We start from the raw sequence: 21,097 nt of genomic DNA, 5'->3' as shown, positions 1-21,097 counted from the left end.
ATGACCACCAGCCACAAGCTTCGAACACCACTCGCCGTCAGCGCGATGATATTAGCGACACTCGTCCTGCCCGTCGGCGCCACCGGCAGCGCGCAGGCCGCTGGTTCGGGCTGTACGCACAGCGTCACGGACTCGGGCCGCACCGGAAGCGTCTTCTGCAGCAAGACACCCGGCATGGCGACGCGGCAGCACCGGGTCGTTGTCACCTGCATTCACTACAGGGGCACCAAGGTCAAGATCTATGGCCCCTGGGTGTACGGAGGACACACTTCCAGCGCCACCTGCTCGCCGAACGGCAAGGCGGGGGTCTTCTCGGTCGACCACGAACGGCGCAGTCGCGGATAGGCCGTCGCTCGCGGGGCGTGATTGCCGGCCTACGGGCGGCCCATCCCGCGGGACTCGTACGGTGCGGAACCTTCAGGCGGCGAACGCCGTCTTCCTTGCCCGAGCGCCTTCACCGAACGGAGAAGATATGAGCCTCATGGAACATCACCGCCCGCTCGCCGCGCCTGGTGGGGAATCGGGCCCGTTACCGGATTTCCGGCGACGTGTCCGGCTGCTGTGCGCCGCTGTGGCCGCCTCGGTGATTCTGGGTGGCGGGCTGCTGGGCTGCGGCTCGTCCGCTCAGGAGGGTTCCCGGCCGGCCCCGGGTGGCGCGGCGTCGCCGGGGAAAGAGAGCGGACCTGCGCAGAAGTCCCCCCTGAACGAGTTCCGCACGTACCTCCGGCAGAACGGCAGCAAGTTTGACGATGGCCTTGAGACGGCTGTCGTGGATGTGAAGCTCGAGCACGTGGGACCGGAAGGGAACCCTTCGACGGACGCGACGGTCATCACGGGACTCGACCCCGACCTTGAGGCTCCTGGTTCTCCTGATGACGACAAGGCCAGGGCCTTGGCCAGGGCCTTCGCCGACTGGCGTACGTCCGCTTTCCGTGAACGAGGCACGGTCAGGGTGCTCAATCCGGCACTGGAGACGATGACCGCTCTGAACTGGTGAGCACAGCGCCACAGTGCCTCTTTCACCACCTGGAGACCCGGGGTGCCGTACCTGTCCCGGTAGACCCCGCCCGGCGGTGCCGTTTCTGAACCGGGAAACGGCACTGCCGGGGCAAGGTCCGCTTGTGTGAGTTGGGGGCGTGGTGGTGGGGTTTGGGCGTCATCGGTGTATGACGTGAGGGATCAGGCTTGATCAGTGCAGTAGAAGTTTCTGGTGGCTGTCATGGGATGACTACGGGGCTTTCGTTTGTCGATGGCACGGGAGACACAGCCAGCACCTGTCTGCTCCTCGGGGAGTTCCGCTCACGCCTGCGCCGTCGGCCCGCGGCGGGCGAATCAGCGGGGATCTTGCTCCGCTCGCCGACGAACTGAGGGGCATGCCCGCCTCAAGCGCAGCTCCGGCGGCCTCCAGCAGCGCACGGTCCAGCATCTCCCTCCCCTTGGCGAGGAACCGCCGCAGGATCCGGCTGGCTTCGGCGACTGGACCGCCCGTCCTGGACCTCGGCGTCCCCAGAACCCGGACCGCTTCGTTCAGCTGGCGCTGCAGACGGACCCGATCGGCATCCGGGACAGCCTTGCGCCAGCTGATGGTGCCGCCCTCCCGAGCGTCCAAGCGGCGCAGCTGTGCTCCCATGGGCGACAACTCCTAGTACAGCCGCGTAGCCCTGCCAGCCGGTAGCCATCTGGACGCGGGAGCCGAAGGTGCCCTGGCCGGTGCCTGCATAGCGCCAGACGACGCCGGAGGCGTCACGAGCGATCAGGTCCGCCCGGCCGTCACCGGTCACGTCGCCGACGCCGACCACGGCGTTGTACGCCGTGCCCCAGTCGTCGGCGAGCTTCACGGGCGCGGAGAACTTCCCGCCGCCCAGGCCGCTCATCCGCCACAGGTCGTTGCCCGTGTCGTGCAGGACCAGGTCGCCGTGTCCGTCGCCGTTGAGGTCGCCGGCGCCGGTGATCCGCTTGTAGCCCTTGTACGCGCCTGGGATCTGTGTCCGCGCCGCGAACACGCCGTCGGCGTTGCGGGCCTACAGGTACAGGGCGCCCGTGGAGGCGTTGCGGGCGACCAGGTCGCCGCGGCCGTCGCCGGTCACGTCACCGGGCGAGGTGAGCACGTCGTACTGGTTCCAGCCGGTGCCGACGAGCTTGTTGGCGGTGGACGGGGTGACCGTCTTGCCGCAGGAGGGGGTGTACCTGCGCAGTTCGCCGGCCGAGTTGCGGACGAGCACGTCGTTGCACCGGTCGCCGTTCATGTCCCTGATCGGGACGGGGCGGATCCCGGCGGGCCAGCCGGAGCCGGTCGCAGTGCCGTTGAACTTGCCCTTCGCGTCGCCGTACACGAAGCGGAGGCCGCCGGTGTTGGTGTGGGCGAGGACGTCGCCGGTGCCGTCGGGCCGCTGCTAGAAGTTGCCGTAGTCGTGCGGTGCGGCTGCGCCGCTGGAGACCCTGCCGGTGCCCGAGGCGACCGTGACGGCCGCTGTCGTCCCGTACGGGACCGCCTTGAGCGTCCAGCGGTAGCCCCCGTTGGGGGCGTAGGCGCCGGTGGCGGATCTTCCGTCCCATACCACGGTGAGTGTCCCGGTCCCGGCCCCGCCCGAGAGCGTCCGAAGAGGCACGCCTCCCAGGTCGGTGAACACCAGGTTCCAGGAGGCGACCGGACGGTTGAGCAGGAACTTCCACGCGGCTGGGTCAGCCGCCGGGTCCACACCCGCGGGTACGGTGCTCCGCACCATCGCGAGCGGCGACGGTGCGACGCCCACCGACCGCACGTGGACCTTCTGGTCTCCGTCGACCCAGGCGACCAGGTTTGTGTACTCGTCCACGGCCCACCGCACTCGGCGGTCCAGGGCCATCCCCTTCACTGGCTCCAGGCCGGCCAGCGTCTTGGTGGCTCCGGTTCGGGCGTCGGTCAGGACGAGGGCCTTGGCGGTGTGGTCGTGACGAACGGTGAAGCCGTCGCCCAGCATGACGTCACCGGCCGGGGCGGCCTTGGAGGAGCCGGATACGGTGTCGTACACACCCGCGGGCCCCGCATTGCCGCAGCTCCAGTACACCCATCGGCCGCGCGCCTGGAGCTCCTTGGGTACGCAGGTCGCGCCGGTTTCGATCGTGGTCGGCCCACCCGACAGAGTGTTGAGCCGCTCCAGTCGTCCGGCCGTGGGGGTGGAGCCCCACAGGATGTGGCTGCTCAGGGCAGCCGCGCGCACCGGACGCACCAGCAGCGTCTCGTGCTCCGAGTAGAAGACGAATCTTTTGACGAACTGCTGAGGAGTTGCTCCGCCCGTGTTGAAGACCACGTAGCCGTCGGAGACATCCACGAGAGCACCTCCTGGTGTGCGCCCGAAGCCCAGGCTGTGGCCACTGTCCAGGGTCTTCAGGTAGTGGTACTCCTTTCCGTCGAGGGTGGTTCGCCGGTGGACGACATCGCCACCAGACCCGGCGTTGCCCCACAAGGGAGTGCAGTCGAGGGAGGCGACGGGGCACAGCGCCTCGGTCTTCGAAGCGGGGATCCGGTTCGACGCGGTCAGACGGCCGTCGGCCGTCGAGGCCACTTCCCACACACTGGTGCGGGCGGCCGGAGTCAGGGCCGGATGGGCCTCGGCCACGCGCAGCATGCCGCGGCTGATCGCGATGCCGGTCTTGCGGTAGCCGGGGCCGGGCACCTGCGCCAGCTTCACCGGCAGCGGCAAGCCGTCGGTGGCCGTGCCGATGCGCTGGACCCACCAGTCCGCGGCGTCGGTGCCGCCGACCGCTAGGACGCCGCCGTCGGGAGTGGGGACGAGGTAGGTCAGGGCGCCGGGGAGGACGGTGCGCTCGGCGCCGCCGGCGACGGGGGCGGTGTACAGGGTCTCGTGCTCGCCGTGGATCAGCGCCCAGTCGCCGAGCAGGGCGGCGGACCTCGGCCGGTACAGCTCGCTGTTCTCCTCCTCGAACGAGACCGCCTTGGCGGGCCCGGCGAGGGCCGTGCGCTCCTTGGTGACCAGGTAGGGCCCGTCCAGCAGCCCGACCCGCGCGCCGTCCAGCAGCGGAATCGCCTCCTCCGACGCGTCGAAGGCGTCGGTGAGCGCGGCGGAGGCGAAGTCGACGTATCCGGCGCGGGTGTCGTCGAAGCTCGCCTCGCTGCTCACGCGATACCTCAGCAGCGCGCCAGAGGTGTCGCCCGCGCCGCCCGGCCACACGTAGACGGCCGCGCTCCCCACCTGCGGCAGGCCCGTGACGGTACGGTCGCGCCGCTCGCCGGCCGGAAAGTCGGTCAGCACCACGGCCGAGGTTGACAGGTCCTGCGTGATCACGGTGGAGCCGAACGTGCCCACGTACTGACGGCCCTGAAGGTCCACTGTGACGGGTGCGGAGCCGTAGGGGCGCCAGAGGGTCAGGCTTTCGGGATCGTCGTCGTTCGGCAGGGCGACCAGGTCGGCGCCCTGGCCGTACCAGCCCTGGGAGGGGCTCGCCGGCACGGGGGCGGTCGCCGGGAGCGGGACGGTACCGAGGTCGGCGTAGCGGGTCCAGACCGGGCCGGTGGCGGCCGGCGGGACGTGGAGGAAGCCGGTGGTGCCGGAGGCGAGCAGCCGGTCGTTACCGGGTTGCGCGTTCGGGTCGGGCGCGTCCAGGACGAGCTCGATGACCGGCGGCGCGGCGGTCACGGCCGCGGTCGCCGCGCCGGGGCCGGCGAGCGAGGCGCTGGCGGCGGCCAGCAGGCCGAGCGAGAGCAGCGCGGGGACGGCGCGGCGCGCGCGGGTGTGACGGGGCAAGGCGGCCCTCCGGGGCGAATGCGCGGGAGCCCGTGCCGGACCGGGCGCGTGCGCGCCGAACTGCTCGGTGGCCCCCGCTGAGATGGCGTGATCCTAAACGAACGGTTGGCCGAAACGGTGAGGGGGCCGGGGCGGTGAGTGGGTTGATCGCGGGTGGGTGTTTTGCGCCGTGCAGTCCGGGTAGCCGTCGCGTACGCATTCCACCCAGGCACTCGTACTCAGGCGATACAGCCGCCGGACATGCGTTGGCCGGCGTACAGGGTGTACCGATCCGCGATCAGCGGACCGGTCGTGAAGCTGGCCTGGTAGGCAAGGATTGCATCATCCACGCCGGGGAGAGCGCCAGCAGTCCGCTGATGCAAGCAGCCGCGACGGCAACCGTCACCGCGTGCCGAGGTGTTTTAAGCAAGTGGAGCTGCTAGCCGGATGACTTCCAGTCCGCGTGGGGCCACCAGGTGCGAGAAAACGGATGGATCGGAGAAGAGCCGCGATGAGGAGGGCCACGCCAGCTCTTTGTAGCAGGCAGCCGGGACAAGGCATGTGCCGGCCGCGTTGCGGCGGCTGACTCCTGGACTGCTCAACCGTCGACCACCCAGGTGAGACATTGGCCGTGTAGACCTCATTGGATGGCGTCGCTGCTCACTGGGTGAGAAGGGTGCCGAATTCGGCCTTTCCGACTGCGCCGGTGAGGGTGGCGAGGTCGGTCAGCTTGAAGGAGGTCGCTCCTGTGCCGGTGACGCCGGCCGGGCCGGTGGGCAGGCGCCAGACGCGGCCGCCGAAGTGGTCCTGTCCGGGGCCGCCGACGAAGACCTCGCTGCGTCCGTCGTTGTCGGTGTCGACCGCGCTGACGGCTTCGCCGAAGACGTCGTAGTACTCGCTCGTGGTGGGCACGCCGGAGGTGTCCTGGGTGATGCGCGTGGCGCCGGTGGTCGTGAGGCCCTTGGCGCTGCCGCGCAGGATGGTGACGGCGCCGGCGAGCCGGGTGCCGTCGGCGGCGGTCTCGTTCCGGGCGCCGATGACGACGTCCTGGTAGCCGTCGCCGTCGGTGTCGCCGATGGAGACGGCGGCGGCCCAGTCGTCGTGTTCCTGGTTGGTGCCGGGGACGCCGGGGGTGGACTGGCGGTAGGTCTGGGCTGGGATGGTGGTGCTGAAGCCCTTGGGGCCGCCGTAGGCGACGTTCAGGCGTCCGATGTGGTCGTCGACGGTGTCGGCCGCGGTGCCCGCGACGAAGTCCTGGTAGCCGTCGGCGTTGATGTCACCGAAGGAGCCGTTGCGCCACAAGCCGGGCTTGCCCCATTCCGCGGGCAGGGAGTTGCCCTTGACGAAGGTGCCGGTGGCCGTCCCCTTGTAGACGATGTTCGTGATCTTGCGGTTGTAGTCGACGACCTGAGTGACGACGTCGGCGCGGCCGTCACCGGTGATGTCGCCCACGGCCGGGTAGTTCGCCATGAGGTCGTCGAGGTCCGAAGTCCCGTAGAACTTCGTCGTGGCCGGCTTGCCGGTGGTGCGGCTGAAGGGTCCCACCATGGTGCGCAGTCCACCGGTGGTTTGCTCCGCTACCCCTCGGTAGCCGTTGCCGGCGATGTCGGCGATTCCGTCTCCGTTCACGTCGGCAACGGACACCCGGCCGGATCCCATGCGGGAGACCGTCATGGACGGCTCGCCGGATGGGACCACAGTCCCGCCGGACAGGCCGGACCCGCTCCCCCACAGCACCATGTACTGGTAGTCCTTGGACAGCTTCCGGCCGCGTATCAACAGGTCGTCGAAGCCGTCCCCGTCGAAGTCGCCGTGCCCTTGGACCTCGCCCCAACCGTGGCCGTATCCCGGAGTCCCCGGCACACCAGGGCTGGCCTCGGTGATCACAGCGGCGTTCTCCTTGCGGACCCCGGTGGCAGACCCGTACAGCACCCCGATGGCGCCGGCCCACTCGTGGCCGTTGATCACCGCTTGCGTCGCGCTGACCGCGATATCGGAAAAACCGTCACCGTTGAAGTCGGGAGCGGAGCTCCCGGCCGCCGCCGGCAGCGCGGACGTCCTGGGACCATCACTGGTGCTCGCCGAAGCGGGACATGTCGTCGCAAGCAGGGCCAGAGAGCACAAGGAAAGGGCTCCCAGGTCACGCACATTCATCGAGATCCCCCCGGATCCAATCGCAAGGCCAAGTGATCAGGAGATGGAATCACACATCTCGCCGGGGTGCGGCATGCCCCTGCCGGCCACAACCCGCGTGAATCGCCCACATCGCCCACCCTGCTACGGACTGCATCCTCCAGGTGAACCGCCTGAATGCGGCCCTTGGGTGTCGAAGCCGCGAACCCTTTGTTCCTGGGGTGTATTGCGCAACAAGAGGAGGCCGTCCGGCTGCGGTCTTACGTGTGCTTTACCTTGAGCCCGACCACCTGTGATCAATCCAGGTGATGTGCAGGGCCAGGGGAAGGTCCTTAAGACCGTTTTGGTGGGGAGTATGGCCGAAAGACGCTATAAACGAATTCGTCCCGTGCTGAGCGCGGCCCTCGGTGCTGCGCTGGTGATGGGCATGGCACCCGCCCACGGGGCCCAGGCCGCGAACACGAGTCCTACGGTGCCGCTGTCGGAGGCCGAGCGTGCCCTCGATCTTGCGGAGGAATCCGGGAAGCCTGTCGAGGTAGTCGGCGAACGGAGTGAGTTCACCACCACGTATGCCAATCCCGACGGAGAGTCGTTCCAACTGGAACAGTCGGCAGTCCCGATCCGCGTCAAGACGGCCGAGGGCAGCTGGGCGACCCCTGATGCGACGCTCGAGTTGCGCGCGGATGGCACGGTCGGCCCCAAGGCCGCGGTGGTGGACGTCAGCTTCTCGAACGGAGGTGCAGGGGAGGATCTGGTCGAGCTGGAGAAGGGCAACCGTTCCCTTTCTCTGGGCTGGCCCGGCACCCTACCCAGACCGGTCCTCGATGGCCCGAACGCCACGTACCGGGAGGTCCTTCCTGGTGTCGACCTGCGGATGACCGCCACGCTCGAGGGCTACCGTGAGGTCCTCGTCGTCAAGACGCAGGAGGCAGCGGCCAATCCGGCACTCAAGCGTATCGAGTTCGCGATGGAGTCCGAAGGTCTCACCGTCGCCGGTTCCAAGGAGGGCGGGTTCACCGCGTCCGACAGCGACGGCGAGGTCGTGTTCACGGCGCCGCCGGCCCTGATGTGGGACTCCCGAGGCGACGCAGGCACGGACAGCGGCGCTACCGGCCCGACAGAAGCCGAGACGGCCCAAGCCGAGACGGAGGCTTTCACCTCGAAGCCAGCCGCAGCACCTGCTGCGGTGCCGGTGGCGGCCGTGGCGGACCAGGCGCCTGACGTACCTGCGACTGCGGCAGCGGGCGAGTCGCCCCTGGACGGCCCGGACCAGGACGACGCCAAGGCCGATGTCCCGGTAGAGGTGGACCACGACTCAGTCACGATCATCCCTGACCCGGGCATGCTCTCGACGACAGCCGCGTCAGCCTTCCCGATCTACATCGACCCGCCCATCGAGTCCAACGAAGTCGAGCGCACGCTGCTGCGCAACGACGGCGTCGAGATCTACGGCTGGGGCAACGACGACGACAACCAGGGCAAGGGCGTCGGCAAGTGCGGCACCTGGAACGGCTACGTCTGTGGGTCCGGCTACGTCCAGCGCCTGTACTTCGAGTTCACGCCCACGAAACTGCAGGGCAAGATCGTGCTGGACGCCACCTTCCGGATCACGGAGCCGTGGGCGTTCCAATGCGACCCGCGCAACGTGTTGCTCGTGCGTACCGCGACGGAGATCACGAAGTCGACGACCTGGGCGACCAAGCCCGCCTATCAGGACCTGCTCGGCGATCGCTGGGTGTCCGCCGGCCGTGGCTCCTTGTGCGATCCGAACTCACCCACTGCCCCCATCGAGTTCAACGACAACCCCGACGAGCCGGACGAGAACCTCACGCCGACGGTCCGGGACTTCGCCGACGGCAAGTTCGACAGGCTGACCCTCGAGCTGCGGGCGGAGGACGAGTCCGACGCCACTGCCTGGAAGCGCTTCCGCAACGATGCGGTGCTGAGCGTGAAATACGTAGGGCGGCCCGGCCTGCCGACAGACGTTGCAGTCAATGAAGGGGGCGCGGACGGGGACTGCGCCAAGAACCTCAATGACCCCATGGTCATCGACGAGACCAAGCCCAGACTGCGGGCGCGGGCGCAGACCGCACCCGGTGGCGAGGGCGAGACCAATCTGCGCGTCATGATGGTCGTCGACAAGCAGAACAGTGACGGCGGCTGGTCGCGTGTCGGGGCCACCGAGTCCCCCAATACCACCGATGGCGACCCCGTTGCGGGTGACTCGCAGGTGAACCTGGTCGACGGCCCTCTCTACCGGTACATCGCCTGGGTGCGGACGTACAACGGCTCGTCCCAGTACTGGGGAGGGCCGCTCTCAGCCGCCTGCTACTTCAAGGTGGACACCACAGCGCCCAAGCCGCCTGTGGTCGAGATCGGCTCGCCGTACACCGACTGCGAGAAGGACTGCACCGCCAAGGGAGGTCCCGGCCGGGGTGGAGACTTCACGTTCAAGCCGGCTGCCGGAGACACGAACACCGCATACCGGTACCGGCTTGATACCAGCATCAACGAAACGTGGTCCGCTCCGATCCAGGGCGCGACGGCCGAGGTGACGCTGGCGCCGAACCGGTCAGGGCTCGTCACTCTCGCCGTGAAGGCCTACGACGGCTTCAAGTGGAGTACCCAGACGACAGTCAAGTTCAATGTGGCCCGCCGCGCTGCGCCCGTGGCGCACTGGAACTTCAACGAGACCTCAGGGCCAGCGCTGGACACCAACCCGCTCACCGTTGATCCGGCAAAGGCCGCACTCGGGGCGGATGCCGACGATGCCGCCTCGCTCGGTGGCAGCGCGTCTCGTCCAAGTGACGGTCGACGCGGCTGGGTCCCCGAGTACAGCTTCGAGGACCGTGCTCTGAAGTCCGACGGCACCGACGGCTACGCGGCAACCAAGGGACGCATCGTCGACACCCAGTCGTCCTACACGATCTCCGCTTGGGTTCGCCCGGACCGCGTGGACAAGACGTTCTCGGTCGTCGGGCAGGCGGCGAACTTCATGAGTGGCGTGTCCATCTCACACCACGCCGGAGCCACGTGGTCGGTGCGTGTGCCCACGGCTGATGACGCGAGCGCGGACATCAGCACGAACGTGGCGATGGCTACGCGCCCTGCAGTTGCCGGGGTCTGGACGCACATCACGGCGAGCTACAGCGGTTACTCGCACATGCTCCGCCTCTACATCAACGGTGAGAAGCAGGACGAAGTCGAGGTCAAGAACCCCCCTGTAGACGCGAATGGACCGCTGTCGTTCGGACGCATCAAGTACCGCGGAAGCTGGGTCGACTATTTCCCCGGCCTCATCGACGAGGTGACCGTCTGGCAGGACCTGCTGACCGCCGAGGAGATCAAGGCCGACGCCAACCTGTACGACCCGGACTCGGGCGGAGCCTTCGCAGAGCTGGTCGCCAACTGGAACCCGGAGGGAACCACGGGCAGCACTCTGAGTGACACCTCCGGGTACAACCGTGACCTGGCCCTGTCCTCGGGCGCGTCGCTCAGCGGTGAGCATCTGATCCTGAACGGATCCACTGGGGCAGGCACGATCCCAGCACCTCCGCTGGACGAGACCGGTTCCTTCACGGTCACCACCCGTGTGGACATCGACGGCCAGAAGCTGGCGGCGCGCCCGGATCACTCCGACGTCCAGGTCTTGGGCCAGCGGACCTCTTCCGGTTCCGCGTGGGGCATCTGGTTCGAGAAGACAGGAGTGGACAAAGCCGAGGTCAATGGCGAGCTGGTCCCGGAGGCCGTTGGCATCTGGCACTTCGGTCGACGTGACGCAAGCTCCTCTGTCTCTGTGGCCACAGAGCCCCTAAAGACCCCGTCCACCCAAGTGACAGGCGTGTACGACGCGCAAGCGAAGAAGATTTACCTCTACCTCGGTGGCCGGGGTGACCAAACCGGCAAGTCGTTCACCGCGGCCGTCGGCAGCGGCCAGTTCGCCGTCGGCAAGGGCTATTCCGACGGCCAGTGGGGCGACTTCCTGCCCGGGCGGATCGGCGAGGTCCGGCTGTGGACCGGCGCCTTCAACTCCACCCAGATCCTGACACGCGTGATGCCGCAGGACTGACACCTGTGACCTGGTCGGGCCCTTCGCTCGCGTCGAGGGCCTGACCAGGTCCGTTGGACCCCCACCGGAGTCAACGCTGATCCGACCCCGTGTGCGACTGACCCTGTTCTCGAACTTGTCCCTGAGGCTGCTGTCCTCATACATCCCTCTCCCGGAGCATCTCCGTGTATAGATCATTTATGCCCTTGAGGGGGGCGGCACGAGCAATACGCGCTCGCAGCCGCCATGTGCCCCTCATCGGTGCCCTTGCCCTCACCCTCACAGTCCCGAGTCCCTTGGCACCCCTGGTCTCCGCTTCCGCTGACAGCGGTGACCTCCCGCCCGCCCGTTACTCGGCGCGCGATGCGGACATCCACGCAGCTAACAGGACGGCAGCCACAGCCGTGCAGGCGCAGCTGGCCAAGTCCAAGGCAGCTACGGCGGCCATGGCTGCTCGGGCTCGCGCCAACAAGGCGACCGCGTGGCCTGCGCCCATCACGTTCGCGCCCACCCTGGGGGCCCGGTCCTCCGGCCTGGGCCAGATCGTTCAGGTTCACAGCCGGGCGACGGCCAAGAGCGACCCTTCTGCAGCAACCACTGCCCTGGGCACCGCGGCGGTAAAGGTGCTGGACCAGCAAGCAGCTCGCAAGGCTGGCATAACTGGCGTGCTCTTCACTGCGGTCCCTCAGAAACCCGGGCCTGCTGTGCTGACTGTCGACTATTCGTCCTTCGCCTCTGCGGTCGGCGCCAACTGGTCTGCGCAGCTGGGGCTCGTATCGCTGCCTGCGTGCGCACTGACCACCCCCCAGAGGCCCGAGTGCCGGACGGCCACCAAGCTCGCGTCGCGCAACAACGTGCGCAAGCAGACCGTCACGGCTGACGTCACCCTCGCGGCACCGAAGCGCGCCGCAGGACCCGCCGGTACGAAGAGCACGGACCTAACGGGAGCCTCCTCGACTGAGCAGGCGCCCGTCTTCGCCATCACCGCAGACGCCGCTGCCCCCGCGAGAGGCGCCGGCACCAGCACCGCCACACCTCTGTCGGCATCCTCGACGTGGGAGGCGGGTACCTCCTCGGGTGGGTTCGCCTGGTCGTACCCGATCGGCCTGCCGCCTGTCGCCGCCGGCCGGACCCCCTCGCTCTCCCTGTCCTACAACTCCAGCAGCATCGACGGCCGCACCGCGAACACCAACAACCAGGGATCCCAGGTCGGTGAGGGATTCGACCTGACCTCCTCCTACATCGAGCGCAAGTACGGCTCCTGCGAGGATGACGGCCAGGGCAAAAACAAGTTCGACCTGTGCTGGAAGTACGACAACGCCTCCCTGGTGCTGAACGGCAAGGCAACCGAGCTCGTCAAGGACGAGTCCGACGCGACCGGCAGAAAATGGCGCCTGAAGGACGACGACGCCTCCCAGGTCTTCCACGACACCGGCGCGGACAGCACCGACGACGGCGACACCACGACTGACCCGAACGACAAGGACGGCGAGTACTGGCGCGTCATCACAGGTGACGGCACCACCTACACCTTCGGCCTGAACAAGCTGCCAGGCGCCCCGGACACCGACCGCACCAACTCGGTGTGGACCGTCCCGGTCTACGGCGACGACGCGGGCGAACCCGGCTACAGCAAGGGCGCCACCTTCTCCGGCCGATCGGTTCAGCAGGCCTGGCGCTGGAACCTCGACCTCGTCCAGGACCTGCGCGGCAACGCCTCCTCTTACTGGTACACGAAGGAGGGCAACTACTACGCCAAGAACGGCGACAAGACCAACCTCGGCAGCTACACCCGCGGCGGCTACCTCAAGGAGATCAAGTACGGACAGCGCACCGACGCCCTATTCACCGGTATCGCCTCCGGCAAGGTCACCTTCACGTACGCTGAACGCTGCTTCGCCGCGAGCTGCAGCACGCTGAACGAGGACACCGCAGACAACTGGCCCGACGTCCCGTTCCACGCCATCTGCTCGTCCACAGAGACGGACTGCCAGGCCACCGGACCGTCGTTCTTCACCCGCAAGCGCCTGACGAACATCGACACCTACGTCTGGTCGACCGACGCCGAGCCCGACGCGTTCGCCCCCGTCGATTCCTACGCGCTCACCCAGGAGTATCTGGACGGCGGCGACCTCGGTGACACGAGTGACAAGAGCCTGACTCTGAAGTCGCTCAAGCACACTCCCAAGCACGGTGCGGCCATCAAGGTCGAGCCCGTCGACTTCACGTACCAGATGCGGGAGAACCGCGTCGACGGCGCGCGTGACAACGTCGTGCCGCTGAACCGGCCTCGGATCCTGACCATCACCTCCGAGACGGGCGCCGTCACCACAGTGACCCTCTCCGAGGCGAGTGAGTGCACGGCTGGCATGGCCAAGCCGGCCGAGGACCAGAACACGTTGCCGTGCTATCCCGTCTGGTGGCCCGTCCACGGTCTCGGCCCCGAGCTGGACTGGTTCCACAAGTACCGCGTCCTTGAAGTCTCCACGGCAGACGCCCGCGGCGACAGCGCCACTGCTCAAACGACGTACGAATACGCCAATCCGGCCTGGCACTACAACGACGATCCCCTGACGCCGGAGAAGGAACGCACCTGGTCCAATTGGCGGGGCTACGGCAAGGTCACCACCTACCGGGGGTCCACGGGCACCGCCCGGACCAAGACCGTCCAGGTCTTCATGCAGGGCATGAACGGCGACCGCCTCAAGACCACCGACGCCAAGACCGACACCCCACGACGCGCCGCCACCGTCACTCCGGTCGACATCGACGGCAGCGGCCCCATCTCGATCACCGCCTGGGTGGACAACGACCAATACGCCGGCTACCTGCGCCAGCAGGTCACCTACAACGGCTCCGTCCCTATCGCCTCCACGATCAACAACCCGTACAGCGACCAGACAGCCGTCCAGCACAAGTCCTACGCAGACGTCGAGTCCTACTACGTCCGCACCCAGCGCATCTACCAGTACACCTACCTGACCGCGACCGACAGCTGGCGCAGGACACACACCGACTTCTCCTTCGACAGCTACGGCATGCCCTACAGGGTCAGCGCCGCCGGTGATTCGAACAAGACCGGCGACGAAACCTGCACCCTCACCTGGTACGCCCGCAACCCCGGGATCGGTCTGACGAACCTGACCTCCCGCACACGAACGGTCACCGGCCTGTGCACCGATTCGGCCGGCGCACTCATCACCGACGACAAGCTGGACCTTCCCGCGAGTCTGACCACCCGCGGGGACGTCATCTCCGACACGGCCACGGTCTACGATGACGCCACCGTCACCGGCTGGACCAACGGCCGCATCCCCACCAAGGGCCTGCCCACATGGAGCGGCCGGGCCAAGGCCTATCCGGCCGCCAGCGGCACCAGCGCACGCACACCCCTCGAGGACGGCGGCTGGGCGACCACCGGCACCATCTCCTACGACGCCCTCGGCCGACCCGTCGCCGTGACGAATGCCGCCGGCGACACCACGACCACGAAGTACACACCCGCGGACAAGGGCCCTCTGACCGCTCAGAGCGTCACCGGCCCGAAGCTGGCCACCAACGGCCAGCAACACGCCGTCTACACCTACCTCGACCCCGCCTTCGGAAGCATCACCCAGTCCTACGACAGCAACCTCAAACTCACCGAGACCACCTACGACGCCCTCGGCCGTGTCACGGCCACCTGGCTGCCCAACCGCAACCGCGACTCAGGCCAGTCCGCAAGCGCCACCTATACCTACTCCATGGGCCGGGACACCAACCCCTGGGCCTCCCAATCCACCCTGCGCGCCGACGGCGAGACCTACCGGACCAACTACACCATCTCGGACTCCCTGCTGCGACCGCTGCAGACCCAGTCCCCGGCCGCCATCAAGGGCCGCCTCCTCACCGACACCCGGTACGACTCGCGAGGTCTGGTCGTCGACAGCCGGGCCGACGTCTACGACGCGGACAAGGACCCGGACAGCACCTACGACCCCGTGGGCATCGGCGAATCGCCCGTCCGTACCCTGACGGCCTACGACGGCGCTGCCCGCCCGACCACGTCCGAGTTCCAGGTCCAGGGCGTCAAGCAGTGGGCCACGAACACCAGCTACACCGGTGACTCCATCGCCACCACAGCCGTCGACGGCGGGAACGCCACTCGCACCATCACCGACGCCTTGGGGCGCACCACCGAGACACGGACCTACGCGGGCAGCAACCCCGACGACACGGCCTACGGGGCCACCCTCGGCACCGCCTACACCAGCGTCAAGCAGACCTACACCACGGACGGCCTGCCAGCGACCAACACCGGCCCCGACAACACCAAGTGGACCTACGGCTACGACCTCTACGGCCGCCTGCGCACCTCATCGGACCCCGACCGAGGCACCTCCACGACGCACTACACCGCGCTCGACCAGATCTCGAGCGTGGACGACGCCCTCGGCAACACCGTGCTCTACGACTACGACGAGCTCGGCCGCAAGACGGGCATGTGGAAGTCCAGCCGCACGGACGCCAACAAGCTCGCCGCCTGGACCTACGACAGCCTCCTCAAGGGACTTCCCACCGCGTCCATCCGCTACGAAGGCGGCACCACGGGCGACAAGTACATCAAGGAAGTCACCGAGTACGACTCCATGAGCCGGCCGATCACCAACCGGCTCACCATCCCCAGTGACGACCCCCTGGTCACCTCCGGCGCCATCAAGGCAACCACCGAGTACGGGCTCACCTACCGCCTCGACGGCCAGGTCACCCAGCTCTTCCACCCCGCCGCCGCCGGCCTCGCAACCGAAGTCGTCGGCATCGGCTACAACAGCTACGACCTGCCCACCAAGGTCGGCGGCACCAGCGGATACGTCTCCAGCGTCACCTACACCGAATACGGAGAGCCCTGGGCCACCGACCTGGCCCGCTCCGAAGCGGTCGGCGTCGCCAAAGCCCGCATCAGCAACACCTACGAAGCAGGCACCCGCAGACTCCACACCACCACCATCAGCGACGAGACACACCCCGGACCGCTCCAGAACCTCACCTACTCCTACGACCAGGCCGGCAACGTCCTGTCCATAGCCGACCCCGCCAGCCCCATCAGCGCGGCCGACTACCAGTGCTTCACGTACGACGGACAGCGACGCCTCACCGAATCGTGGACACCCAAGACCAACGACTGCACCGCCGCCAACCGCACCACGGCCAACCTCGGCGGCGCAGCCCCCTACTGGAAGAGCTACACCTACACACCCGGCGGCCAGCGGGCCAGCGAAACCACCCACACCGCCACCAGCACCACGAACCGCACCTACTGCTACGACCCGGCCCGACCGCACGCCCTCACAGCGACGACCACCGGCAGCAGCTGCACCGGACTCACCCCCCAGTACACCTACGACGACACCGGCAACACCCTCAAGCGCCTGCAGACGCCTTCCAGCACCACCAGCCAGACCCTGAACTGGAACACGGAGGGCAAACTCAGCAAGGTCGCCGAAGGCACCGACACCACCACCTACGTCTACGACGCGGACGGCGAGCTCCTCATCCGCCGGAACACAGGAGGTGACACGGTCCTCTACGCCGGCGACACCGAGGTCCACCTCGAAGGCGCCAAGAAGTGGGCCAACCGCTACTACACCGTCGGGGGCCGGCGCATAGCCGTCCGCAGCTCGGAGAGCGGCACCTCAAAGGTCTCCTTCCTCGGAGGCGACCATCACGGCACATCCAACGTCAGCATCGACAGCAGCGAAGACCAAACGGCTGCCAAGCGGTTCATCACACCCTTCGGCGCACCCCGCGGCGACGCCGTCGGAACCTGGCCGGACGATAAACGCTTCCTCGGCAAGACAGCCGACACCGACACAGTCCTCACCCACGTCGACGCACGAGAATACGACCCCTACACGGGCCAGTTCATCAGCGTCGACCCGATCCTGAGCCTGGGCCAGCACCAGTCCCTCAACGGCTACGCCTACGCCGGCAACAACCCGATCGCCTTCAGCGACCCCGACGGCCTGTGGTGCGACAGCTGCAACTCAGGCAAGGGCTGGACCCGGCCCGACGGCGGCACGGACGTCAACGGCAAAGACGACGGCGGCGGATACACCGACACCGGACAGATCCGCGGCACCGGTGGGAAGGGCAGCACCAAACCCACGACCAAGCTCGAAGATCTCCGCAACGGCGCACCTGGCCCCCTTCCCGAAGACCTCGCCAGGCAATGGCTCAAGAAGGGCTACCCAAGCCAAGCGCAGATGCAGGCGACCAACGGCGCCGCATACGAGTACCTGAGCCAGGAACTCAACCTCGAGCTCTACTACCGAGAGCAGTGCACCGGCGCTGCAGGCCCATCCATGGGGACCTGCATGAAGATCCGTGACTTCTACGACGGCTGGAAGCACGTCAAGGGCATCGACACCGTCGAAACCTGCCCGATCTGCGAGAACGTCGGCTTCCAGATCCTCATGGTTCACGTCAGCGCACGGATGGGCGGGCCGTGTCAGAAGTGCTTCCTCGCCGGCACCAAGGTCCTACTCGGAGACGGATCTTCAAAGAACATCGAAGAAATGAAGGTCGGCGACACCGTCAAGGCCACCGACCCGATCACCGGCAAGACCGCAAACCGCCGCGTACAAGCGTTGATCATCACGGAGGCTGATAGGAAGTTCAACGCGCTCACGCTCAAGACGCAGCACGGCATCGAGCACCTGAGCGCCACATACGAACACCCCTTCTGGTCGCCCTCGGAGAGCGAGTGGATCCCTGCCAGGGATCTCCGACCCGGGATGACCCTCCGGGTTGATGATGGCCGCACGGTTGTGATCACCGGCAACAGGCCGTTCACCAAGCGAGCAAAGACCTATAACCTAACGGTCGACGACCTGCACACGTACTATGTGCTGGCGGGTGAGACGCCAGTCCTCGTCCACAATTCAAGCTGTGGAAGCGCTGATCCATTCAGCTTCAGACGTACTGAGGCTCTGTCTGGTAATGCCGCCAAGAGAAATGTCGATACGCTGACGGCCTCGATGAAGGAAAACGGCTGGCAGGGTGATCCGATCTCGGTGGCGAAGATCGGAGACAACCTCTATGTTCTTGATGGTCATCACCGGGTTGCTGCCGCGAAGCGTGCAGGCGTCGACGTGCCGTATCGGATCCTTTCGGACTCTGAGATCCGGGCCAGATATCCTGGGGGTGCCGATGACATCACGACTGCCTGGGCTGAGGTCGGGCCGGACAAGCTAGTAAACAAGTACAGGAAGCCGGGGTATCGATGACAGGCGAGCCTTTGAGTGAAGTCGAGGCGTACTTGCAAGCCTTGTCCCGGGTGCGCGGCGCTGTTCAACGCTGCCACCCGGGGGGCGAGGGGTTGCTTAGCCTGCTCCGCCTGTATCGGTCACGAGCCATGGGGAAGACCGGAATCATCGATGAAGGTCTTGAGTATAACTTCCATGGTTCTGGGTGCCTTTTCGTTGAGGTCGACGGTGGTGAAGTTGACGTCGATTTCCTTGAGGAGAGGCTGGAGATCTTCGACCCCTGGCGGGTTAGGCGATTTTCGATTAGCATCGAAAATGAGCCTTCAGGAAGCCTTGAAAGGATCGCTGAAGCCTGTCGATCCTTGGTTTCGCAGGGGCGATTGACAGAGCCGCGCAGCGGATGGTTTTCAATGGCCGCGTAACACTGTTGCTGGATTCCGACGGAGAGTAAACATTCCCCTATGCGGGGGGCCGTAGAAACTTCGAGACCTCCTCTCCTGTATTCCTCGAGAGGGGGTCTCGTGGCACCCCAGCGCCGTGTCACGGCCCTGGGGTGCCGTCGGCCTACCCGCTCCCCCGACCTGGTGTAAGCGCGGTCGCCGCGGGTGGCGGACCCTGGGAGGGAGGGCGACTCGTTGAGGGAGGTGCCGAGGTGACGCTCAGACCGCCGGTGGAGCCGATGCTTGCGCAGGCCGCCGAGTCGGTCCCCGGGCCGGCCGCGCTGCGCGCGGGCGTGGCCTATGAGTAGAAGTTCGACGGCCACCGCGCGATTTTGTTCACCCCGACCGAGGCGAACGGGAGGGTGCTGGTGCAGACCAGGCGCAGGGCGCTGGTTCAAGACCGGTGGCCGGACCTCGTGGCCGCAGCTGAGGAGCAGTTGCCCGGCGGGCTGGTCCTCGATGGCGAGCTACTCGTCTGGGACACAGCGGCGGGCTGGTTGTCGTTCGAGGAGTTGCAACGCCGGTCGGCGGCCCGCGCCCGCGGCGCCATCGGCCTCGCCACGGCCTTCCCGGCGTACTTCGCCGCGTTCGACGTGCTGCAGCACGACGGCTTCGAGTGCATGACCCTGCCGTAAGTGGACCGCCGCGCCCGCCTCGAAGCTCTCTTCGCCGACTACGCCCTGACCGCCCCGTGGACGCTTTGTCCGATGACGACGGACCTGGCCAAGGAGAGGCAGTGGCTGGAATCGTGGACCGACGTGTACGGCGTCGAGGGCATCGTCTTCAAGCCCCTGACCAGCCTCTATCTCCCGTCGTACCGCGGGTGGACCAAGCTCCGCCGCAGGGACCACACGTCGCGGCCCCAGCCCTCACAGTGGGGGCCGCCCGCCTTACGCCAGCCACGAACCGGAAAAGCCTGCTGCCGGACCGGGCACGTCGCTGGGAGACTTCGGAGATGACCACGCAGCGCCTCCCGTTCCCGGTGCCCGACGAACGCGCCCACAACTTCGCCGGCCAGTACGCCGACATGCACGACCTCGTGGAGGACCTGGTCGTGCCCGACGGCGTTCCCCAGGCCGCGGCGAGCGTCCTGCGCACGGCCCGGGAGCTGCTGCGCCAGTCGTACAACTGCTACGAGTTCTCCACCGTGGCGGGGCGGTCATGCACTCCCTGATCGCGGTGGAGATCGTGCTGCGCGACCGCATCCCGGGCGCGGGCAAGAAGCCGCTGCACCAGCTCATCAAGCAGGGCGCCGAGACCGGCATCCTGACCGCCCGCCAGGCGGAGTACCTCGACTACGGGCGGCAGATCCGCAACGGCATGGCGCACGGCAAGACCACGCACGCGGCGATGCCGCCGGCCATGGCGGCGGGGATGGTGACGACCTCGTTCACGATCGTCTCCGAGCTCTGCACCGCACCCACCGATTGATCAGGCTCGATAACAGGCGTCACACCATCGGCTTCCCCGGCACCTGTAGCAGGTGAATGCGGGACTCTGCCCGGAGTCCCACGCCCGCGTGAGGAGCCTCGACGATGACGTACGCCAGCACTGCCCGGCAGCCCGAGCCGGAGCCTCACCCGACCTGGTCAAGGGGTGCCGAGCGCCCTGCAGACGGCCCGGATTCCAGTGCCGCGTCCAGTGCCGTGAACGATTCCAACGTCGTGCCCATCACTGCAGCTCACGCCGCCCGCCAAGGGCCTGCTGACGCCTCTCTCCCTAGCCCTGAGACATCAGCGAAGGGGAAGAAGTCCACTCCCACGGCCGGGAAGGTACGGGCCGATGCGCTGCGGATGCTGGGGTGCGTGCGGATAGCCACGGTCCGGCAGATGGCGCAGGTGATCACGGGGGAGGGGTCGGACGGCCGGTCGTACGTGCGCAGGGCGATGGTGGAACTGGCGGAGCTCGGGCTGGCGGAGACGAACGGCAAGGACGGCAAGCACCAGATCTGGAACCTCACACCGGCAGGACAGAAGGCTCTGGCCGAAGGCAATGAGCTGCCGCCCCGACCGAAGGCCGGCACAGGCGCGAAGGCCGTGAGAGCTGGATTCGGCCCGCACGCTGTCGCGGTGACCGACACGATCCTCGCCTACACCGACACCGTCCTCGGCAGCCGGGAGTACCTGACCGACTGGCAGGTGGAGGTCAGCCACGCCATCAAGGAGACCGGCCTGTCCTTCAACGCCGACGCAGTCTTGGCCGTGCCGACCAAGACCAGCGAGGTCCGCCTCTTCGAACTCGACAACGGCACCATGTCCCAGGCCCGCCTCGCCAAGGAGGTCTGGGACTACGAGCGCTACGCCGGGCACCGGGTCTGGGAAGGCGCCCGCGGCACCATCGGCGGCACGTACCCGTTCTGGCAGCGCCACCGCTACACCCGCTCCACCACCTTCCCGCGGCTGCGACGTCGTGTGAGTGGGTGGGGTGGTGGCAGCGGTTGGGCGTCAGCGGGTGCGCGGGGGCTGGCCGGTGTGGGGGCTTGTTGTGGCTCGGTGTTTTCGTGGCAGT

The 21,097-nt window shown here is 67.4% G+C and carries 11 protein-coding genes and 1 pseudogene; 8 read left to right on the top strand and 4 right to left on the bottom strand.

Features of this window, described 5'->3' with window-relative positions; all coding sequences use genetic code 11:
• On the top strand, positions 1-345 hold the full coding sequence (locus IF43_RS41495) for a hypothetical protein (protein ID WP_158939222.1): 345 nt from the start codon (positions 1-3) through the stop codon (positions 343-345).
• Positions 346-472: 127 nt separating this feature from the next.
• Positions 473-997 (top strand): hypothetical protein, encoded by a 525-nt coding sequence (locus tag IF43_RS0108545; RefSeq protein ID WP_158939220.1) that lies wholly within the window; start codon positions 473-475, stop codon positions 995-997.
• Positions 998-1,382: 385 nt separating this feature from the next.
• Here IF43_RS0108545 and IF43_RS43835 read toward each other — a convergent pair whose 3' ends face one another.
• The 4 genes from IF43_RS43835 to IF43_RS0108530 all read right to left on the bottom strand — a co-directional run bounded on the left by IF43_RS43835 (position 1,383) and on the right by IF43_RS0108530 (position 6,878).
• The gene (locus IF43_RS43835) at positions 1,383-2,003 is read right to left on the bottom strand and encodes a VCBS repeat-containing protein (RefSeq protein ID WP_078909995.1); all 621 of its coding nucleotides are present in this window, start codon (positions 2,001-2,003) and stop codon (positions 1,383-1,385) included.
• Between the two features lie 18 nt (positions 2,004-2,021).
• Positions 2,022-2,333 carry a hypothetical protein gene (locus IF43_RS37880; RefSeq protein ID WP_051794947.1) on the bottom strand — a complete coding sequence of 104 codons (312 nt, stop codon included), beginning with the start codon at positions 2,331-2,333 and terminating at the stop codon, positions 2,022-2,024.
• Positions 2,334-2,393: 60 nt separating this feature from the next.
• A complete protein-coding gene (locus IF43_RS37875; RefSeq protein WP_051794945.1) occupies positions 2,394-4,745 on the bottom strand; it encodes a hypothetical protein in 2,352 nt (783 codons plus the stop codon).
• A gap of 639 nt (positions 4,746-5,384) precedes the next feature.
• Positions 5,385-6,878, bottom strand: a complete 1,494-nt coding sequence (locus tag IF43_RS0108530; protein ID WP_078909994.1) for an FG-GAP-like repeat-containing protein — start codon at positions 6,876-6,878, stop codon at positions 5,385-5,387.
• A gap of 334 nt (positions 6,879-7,212) precedes the next feature.
• Between IF43_RS0108530 and IF43_RS0108525 the strand changes: the two genes are divergently transcribed.
• The 6 genes and pseudogenes from IF43_RS0108525 to IF43_RS36195 form a co-directional block, all read left to right on the top strand.
• Positions 7,213-10,926, top strand: a complete 3,714-nt coding sequence (locus tag IF43_RS0108525; RefSeq protein WP_030196279.1) for a LamG domain-containing protein — start codon at positions 7,213-7,215, stop codon at positions 10,924-10,926.
• A gap of 383 nt (positions 10,927-11,309) precedes the next feature.
• Positions 11,310-18,170, top strand: a complete 6,861-nt coding sequence (locus tag IF43_RS0108520) for a polymorphic toxin-type HINT domain-containing protein (protein WP_158939218.1) — start codon at positions 11,310-11,312, stop codon at positions 18,168-18,170.
• A 739-nt stretch (positions 18,171-18,909) separates the two neighbouring features.
• A pseudogene (locus IF43_RS42485) lies at positions 18,910-19,224 on the top strand (ATP-dependent DNA ligase); the annotation flags it as partial.
• A gap of 320 nt (positions 19,225-19,544) precedes the next feature.
• On the top strand, positions 19,545-19,763 hold the full coding sequence (locus tag IF43_RS42480; RefSeq protein ID WP_030196274.1) for a hypothetical protein: 219 nt from the start codon (positions 19,545-19,547) through the stop codon (positions 19,761-19,763).
• Positions 19,751-20,020 carry a hypothetical protein gene (locus IF43_RS42475; protein ID WP_030196271.1) on the top strand — a complete coding sequence of 90 codons (270 nt, stop codon included), beginning with the start codon at positions 19,751-19,753 and terminating at the stop codon, positions 20,018-20,020. The genes IF43_RS42480 and IF43_RS42475 overlap by 13 nt, the downstream gene beginning before the upstream one ends.
• Positions 20,021-20,418: 398 nt before the next feature.
• The coding region (locus IF43_RS36195; protein ID WP_234332028.1) for a replication-relaxation family protein at positions 20,419-21,097 on the top strand (679 nt) is incomplete at its 3' end.

The organism is Streptomyces sp. NRRL S-87 (assembly GCF_000719335.1).
Lineage (GTDB): Bacteria > Actinomycetota > Actinomycetes > Streptomycetales > Streptomycetaceae > Streptomyces.
The sequence above is the reverse complement of the archived record's forward strand: the minus strand, read 5'-3'. Positions and strand labels throughout refer to the sequence as shown.